The sequence below is a fragment of the Kitasatospora sp. NPDC057512 genome, assembly GCF_042802135.1.
Classification (GTDB): Bacteria; Actinomycetota; Actinomycetes; order Streptomycetales; family Streptomycetaceae; genus Kitasatospora.
Genome location: NZ_JBHVET010000237.1, coordinates 1 through 6324 on the forward strand (window position 1 = coordinate 1; position 6324 = coordinate 6324).

Annotated in this window: 4 protein-coding genes and 1 pseudogene; 4 read left to right on the top strand and 1 reads right to left on the bottom strand. The window is 77.0% G+C overall.

Features of this window, described 5'->3' with window-relative positions:
* Positions 1-157, bottom strand: a pseudogene (locus ACFU6K_RS17545) (alpha/beta hydrolase); the annotation flags it as partial.
* 762 nt (positions 158-919) lie between these two features.
* Here ACFU6K_RS17545 and ACFU6K_RS17550 point away from each other — a divergent pair.
* The 4 genes from ACFU6K_RS17550 to ACFU6K_RS17565 all read left to right on the top strand — a co-directional run.
* Positions 920-3046, top strand: coding sequence for a glycogen debranching N-terminal domain-containing protein (locus ACFU6K_RS17550; protein ID WP_380663950.1), 2127 nt, complete (start codon positions 920-922; stop codon positions 3044-3046).
* A gap of 191 nt (positions 3047-3237) precedes the next feature.
* Complete coding sequence (locus tag ACFU6K_RS17555) at positions 3238-3996, top strand: NUDIX domain-containing protein (RefSeq protein ID WP_380663941.1); 759 nt, start codon at positions 3238-3240, stop codon at positions 3994-3996.
* Between the two features lie 217 nt (positions 3997-4213).
* Complete coding sequence (locus tag ACFU6K_RS17560) at positions 4214-4492, top strand: hypothetical protein (protein WP_380663942.1); 279 nt, start codon at positions 4214-4216, stop codon at positions 4490-4492.
* A gap of 374 nt (positions 4493-4866) precedes the next feature.
* A partial coding sequence (locus ACFU6K_RS17565) for an ATP-binding cassette domain-containing protein (RefSeq protein ID WP_380663944.1) occupies positions 4867-6324 on the top strand: 1458 nt, incomplete at its 3' end.

A 6324-nucleotide genomic window follows, 5' to 3' on the forward strand; every position in this document is an offset into this window, starting at 1 on the left:
AGACCAGCCAGGGCAGGTCGGCCCGCTCGCGGCCTGCGGCGACCACCTCGCGGGCGTACACCTCGATCTGCTCGCCCTGCGGGGCGGCGTGGTCGAGCGGCAGCTGGAACACGTGGTCGGTCGTGACAATCCCGGGCAGCCGGCTGATGGTGGACATGCAACTCCTCGGTCTCTGCTGGTCACAGCGATGGCGTCGCGGTTCACGGGGTCACCGGGTGCGGGGGCCGCGACCCCCGCACCGTATCCTGGCGGCGGTCGAGCACCGGTTCGACCGCCCCGTCCGTCCGACCGGTCGGCCGACCCCGGCCGACGACCGCCCCGAGCTGGCCCGACGGAGGCCCGCGAGACGAGTTCCGGCCCCGGATCGCGGACGGTGACGCGCCCGCGGCGAGACCCCGGTGACGTTCCGACGGAAGCCGTACGACCGCCCTGCAGAACCGTCCCGACCAGCGGCGCAGCGGCGGGGCGTGACCTGGTGGCGGTGTGCGGCGTTCACTCCGGGGGCCTCCGCCCGGTTCGGGCGGGCCGATCACGGGGCGGCGCGGACCAGAGCGGCCGGACACCGGCAGTCGTCGGCGGCCGCGTGCGGCACCATGACCGGTGGCCACCAGGGAGCCAGGCGGCCCGGCGGGGGCGGGCTGCGGGGGAAGGGCGTCACCGGCCGACCGGGCCGCCGGACCTGACGGCGTGCCGGACCACGGTGACGGGCCCCGGGAACGAAGGCGCGGCGCGCCGGTACCGGCCCGGTACCGAGCACCGCATGGCACGACCCGTCACCGGGTACGGCCAAAAACGGCACACCCGCCGACGGGACGGCCCTGCCGGCCCGGCATCATCAGCACGCGATCGAGCATGCTCGCGGCCCACCGGCCTGACCCGGCCACCGGACCGCCGAGGGGAGGAGAGTCCGGTGACCGCCATGAGGCCACCACAGGCCACGCCGGCCGAGAGCGTGGTCGGCGCGCCGCCCAGGCCGGTGGGCCGCCACGAGCAGGCCCCGGCGGCCGGGCCCGCGGGCGCACCGCTCGGCCCGGGCCGAGCCGCGACCCCGCCGCGGCCGCAGCCGCCCGCCGTCCACCACGCGGTGATCTGCGTCAACGCCCCGGCGATGGCCGCCTCCGGTCCCGACGGCCAGCTACGCGGCCACGGCCTGCACGGCTTCTACCGCAACGGCGTCCGGGTGCTCGCCCGGATGGAGCTACGGTTGGGCGGCATGGAGCCGCTGCCGCTCCAGGGCACCCTGACCAGCACCGCCCAGGCGCGCTTCCTCGGCGCCGTCCGCATCCCCGGCGACCTCGACCCGGATCCGGCACTCACCGTCGAGCGGCTGCGGCACGCGGACGGTGTGGAGACCGTGGTGGTGCGCAACACCGGTCCGCGGCCCGCCCGGCTGCCACTGGAGATAGCCCTCGGCACCGACCTCGGCCCGGTCGCCGAGATCGCGGCCGGGCACCGCCAGCCCGACCTGCCGGGCCAGGTACAGTCCGCCGGACTGCGCTGGACGGGCCCGGTGCACAGCGCCGTGGTCAGCGCCCAGCCCTCCCCGCACGCGGTCCTGGCCGGTGCCGGCGTGCTCCGCTGGGACCTGGAGGTCCAGCCGGGCGCCCGCTGGTCGGTCGAGCTGCACACCGAGCTGGAGAGCGCCGCCGGCGGCCCGCGCCCGCCGGGAGGCCGTGGTACCGGCGCCCCGCTGCCCTGGTCCGAGCCGGAGGTCCGCAGCGACGACACCCGGGCCGCCCCACTGGTCTCCCGCTCGCTGGACGCCCTCGGCGGGCTGCTGTTCGCCGACCCGGACCGCCCGACCGACCTCTACCCGGCCTCCGGAGCGCCCTGGCGCTTCGGCCTCGCCCCGGCCGACGCGCTCTGGGCCGCCCGGCTGACCCTGCCGCTCGGCACCCGGTTGGCGGCCGGCACCCTCCGGGCGCTGGCCCGCCGCCAGCAGCTCGCCCCCGCCCCGGGCCGTACCGAGGGCCTGCTGCCCGGCGCCCTGCGCCACGGCGGTCCCGAGCTGCCGCCCACCTGCACGGCCACCGAGGCCACCCTGCTGTTCGTCACCGTGCTGGCCGAGGCCTGGCGCTGGGGCCTGCCCCCGGCTGAGGTCGCCGAGCTGCTGCCGACCGCCGAGCGGGCCCTGGCCGCCCTGCGCGAGGGCCTGGTCGACGGCTTCGTCACCGACCTGAGCCGCCCGGCCGAGGAGCGCTCCGCCCACCCGGTCGCCGCCCGCGCCGAGGTTCAAGCGCAGGCCCACCGCGCCGCCCTGCACGGGGCCGAGCTGCTGGAGGCCTTCGGCCGACCGGGCGCCGAGGACTGGCGCGGCTGGGCCGCCGCGCTGCGCCAGCGCTTCCGCGAGCGGTTCTGGGTCGACGACCTCTCCGGCGGCCGCCCCGCGGCCGGGCTGGCCCCGGGCGGCCAGCCGCTGCCCGCCGTCGCCTCCTCCCTGGTGCACCTGTTGGACACCGGGCTCGCCGTCGACGGCGGCCGGCACGAGAGCCTGCTGGACCGCGAGCAGACCCGGCTGCTCGCCCAGCGCCTGGTCGCGCCGGAGCTGGACAGCGGCTGGGGCCTGCGCACCCTGAGCGCCAAGTCCCTCCGCTTCAACCCGCTGGGCCACCGCGGCGGCGCGGTGCGGGTCCATGAGACGGCGCTGGCGGTCGCCGGACTGGCCGAGGCCGGTCACGAGAACGAGGCCGGCACCCTGCTGGAGGGCCTGCTCGCCGCGAGCGCCCACTTCGAGGGGCGCCTGCCGGAGATGTACGCGGGGGAGCAGCGCACCCCCGGCTGCCCGCCGGTGCCGCACCCGGCCGCCTGCCGCCCGGCGGCGGTCTCCGCAGCCGGTGCCGTGCACGCGGTCTTCGCCCTCGCCGGGGTTCGGCCCGACGTCCCGGGCGGCCGGGTGCTGGTCCGCCCGGCCAGCACCGCACCGCTCGGCGAGCTGGAGCTGACCGGTCTGCGGGTGGCGGGCGAGCCCTTCTCCGTCCGGGTGAGTCGGATCGGCGTGGCGATGGTGGAGGAGGCGTCCGAGGACCTGCAACTCGTCGCCCGTTGAGCCCCCCACCGTCCGCCACCGTCCGTCCGAGCCGGGTGTCGGTGACGCCGGGTCACCGACATCGGGCCCGTCCGCTCCCGACCCCGCGCGGCCCGTACACGAACCGCGCCGGGTCGGGCGGGGGCCAGCGGTCAGGAGCGTCCACGCACGGGCCTGTGCTTATCGTCAGAGAGACGACTATGATCGTCGCCATGTCGCGCTACGATCCGTCGGCCTTCCCCCCGTTCGCTGTCACGGTTGACCTCGTGGTGCTGACGGTGCGCGACCACTCGCTCTGCGCCCTGCTGGTCAGACGGGGTGAGCCGCCGTTCCAGGGGTACTGGGCGCTGCCCGGCGGCTTCGTCCGCCCGGATGAGGGCCTGGCCGAGGCCGCCTCCCGCGAGCTGGCCGAGGAGACCGGCCTGCGCGCCCACACCGCCCCAGGCCAGGACGCGGTCGGCCCCGGCGCGGCCGGCGCCCACCTCGAGCAGCTCGCCACCTATGGCCACCCGCAGCGCGACCCCCGGATGCGCGTGGTCAGCGTCGCCTACCTGGTGCTCGCCCCCGACCTGCCGACGCCCCGGGCCGGTGGCGACGCCAGCGGCGCCCGCTGGGCCCCGGTCGGCGAACTCCTCGGGGAGAACCCGGCCGACGGCGTCCCGCTCGCCTTCGACCACGGCCTGATCCTCGCCGACGGTGTGGAACGCGCCCGCTCCAAGATCGAGTACTCCTCCCTCGCCACCGCCTTCTGTCCGACCGAGTTCACCGTCGGCGAGCTGCGCCGGGTCTACGAGGCGGTCTGGGGCGTGGCGCTGGACCCGCGGAACTTCCACCGCAAGGTCACCGGCACCCCTGGCTTCCTGCTGCCCTCGGGCGGAACGACGACCCGTCAGGGCGGCCGTCCGGCCCAGCTGTTCACCGCCGGCGGCGCGACCGTCCTCAACCCGCCCATGCTCCGCCCGGAGTCCTGACCCCCGCGGCCCCTGTGCCCGGCCCTGCGCCCGGCCCTGTCTCCGGCCCTGCGCCCAGCCCTGTCCGGCCCGCCTGGGCCCGGTGTCGACCCGCCGTCGTGCGGCATGGGGCAGCCGAATGGCCTGGCCTGGCTGCGGACCCTGGGGTGGCGGCGCAGAGTGTCGGTGGACGCTCCGACCGCCTGGGCCGGAGGCCTCCGGCCCAGGGAGCCCCGCGATGGCCACCAAGGACTGCGCCAACCAGCGAACCCTCATCGAGGGGCTGGCAGCGGACTACCGGAGCCTGGACAGGACCACCACCGCAACGGAGAAGGAACTGGCCGAACTGCAGGCCGAGCACGCGGCGCCCGAGGCGATCGCCGCAGTGGAGGAACGGCTGGCCGCCGAGCGGGAGCGGCTGGGCGAGATCGTGGCTGAGGGCCAGGCCGCCGTCGACGAGTTCCACGCGGAGTGCGGCGGCGAGCAGCTCCCGCCACCGCCCTGGCCTTCCCGGTAGGAGCCGCACTCCTTCATCGGACACGGAGCTCCGCCCGTCCGACACCACCGGAGCCGCCGACACCACCCGAGCTACCGAAGTCCCCGACACCACTGGCACCACCGAAGCCACCGGAGCCGCTGAAGTCACCGCAGCCGCCGAAGCCACCGACTCCGCCGGGACCCGAAACGAACCGGTCGACCGTGAATCGCAGGATCGGATTGTCCCCTGATCGGGTGAGGTGGGCAGTCGGCGGGCCCGTGCCGTTCCCGTAATGCCCGGAATAGCCGTCGCCGCCCCCTAATGTGCTGGCGCGGAGCCGCGCGGGTGCATACCCGCCCGTCAGGGGTGCTCCGCGTCGAACAGGTCGGCCGAGGGCACGGGAGCAGCCAGCGATGATCCAGATCACCGGACTGACCAAGGTCTACCGAAAGGGTGCTCCGCCAGCGGTGCTCGATCTGACCTTCGACGCCCGGCCCGGCACGGTGACCGCGCTGCTCGGCGCCGAGGGGGCGGGCAAGTCCACCGCCCTGCGGCTGATGCTCGAACTCGAACGCGGCCAGGGCGTCACGCTCTTCGACGGCCGCCGCTACCGTCGGCTGCGCCACCCCGAGCGCGAGGTGGGGGTGCTGCTGCCCGGCACCGGGGAGGCCGCGGTGGCCGGACATCCGGGCCGCAAGGCGCGCAGCCACCTGCGGATGCTCGCCGCGGCCGTCGGCGTCCCGGCCCGGCGAGCCGACGAACTGCTGGAGCAGACCCGGCTCGCCGCCGTCGCCGGGCAGCGGCTGCGCACCTTCTCGCCCGGCATGCACCGCCGCCTGGCCCTGGCCGCCGCCCTGCTCGGCGACCCCGGCGCGCTGCTGCTGGACGGGCCCGCCGACGGCCTGTCACCGCGCAATGTCGAGTGGTTCCACTCCTTCCTGCGCTCCTTCGGGGCCGCCGGCGGAACGGTCCTGGTGACCACCCGCACACCGCAGGAGGCCTCGCAGCTCGCGGACCGGGTGGTCACCCTGGACCGCGGCCGACTGGTGGCCGACCAGCCGGTCGCGGAGTTCCGGCGGACCAGGCTCAGCCCCGAAGTGGCCGTCCGGGGGCCGCAGATGGCGCGGCTGGCGGACCTGCTGGTCAGCCAGGGCGCGGACGTCCGACGGGACGGCAGCGTGGGTCTCGCGGTGTCCGGCATCGACCGCACCGAGATCGGTGAACTCGCCTACCGCCACGGGATCCTGTTGCACGAGTTGGCGGACCGGGTGGTCGAGCAGCCGGCGCCGCGGGTCGTCCTGCCGGCCGGCTCGGGCCGCTCCGGCCACCTCCGGCTCCACCCGGAACCCGAGGAGGGGCCGAGCCCGGAACCGGCCGAGCGACCGAGCCCGGAACCGAACTCGGAACCGAAGCCGGAGCCGGGCCCGCAGTCGGCCGCCGAGCGGATCCCCGTACCGGCCGCCGAGCCCACCCCGGTCGAAGCCGTGACGACTCCGGCCGAACCGGTCACCGTTTCCGCCCTCGAAGCCTCCGCGCCCGAAACCACCGCCCCCGAAACCACCGCCTCCGTCCCCCGTGCCGCCATCGCCCCGAAGCGCAACGCCCCCCGCCGCCGGGAGGACGGGTCCCTGCCCACCCGCGCCCTGCCCACCGTGGCAGTCGCCGCCGCCCTCCCCGCCGCCGCGCTCCCCGTCCTTGGTTCGGCAGGCCGCCGTCCCGGGCCCGTCGGCCGTCGCCCGGAGCCGACCGCGGAGGCCAGGGTCGACGCCCCCCCCCAGCCCCCCCCCCCCCCCCCCCCCCCCCGGCGCCCGGGCGGGCGGCGCCCGCCCCCCCCCCCCCCCGCCCCGCCCCCCCCCCCCGGGCCGCCCCCC

Excerpts from the sequence above, each read along its gene's own strand:
- ACFU6K_RS17550 (WP_380663950.1), top strand. The coding sequence starts at position 920 with ATGAGGCCACCACAGGCCACGCCGGCCGAGAGCGTGGTCGGCGCGCCG.
- ACFU6K_RS17555 (WP_380663941.1), top strand. The coding sequence starts at position 3,238 with ATGTCGCGCTACGATCCGTCGGCCTTCCCCCCGTTCGCTGTCACGGTT.
- ACFU6K_RS17560 (WP_380663942.1), top strand. The coding sequence starts at position 4,214 with ATGGCCACCAAGGACTGCGCCAACCAGCGAACCCTCATCGAGGGGCTG.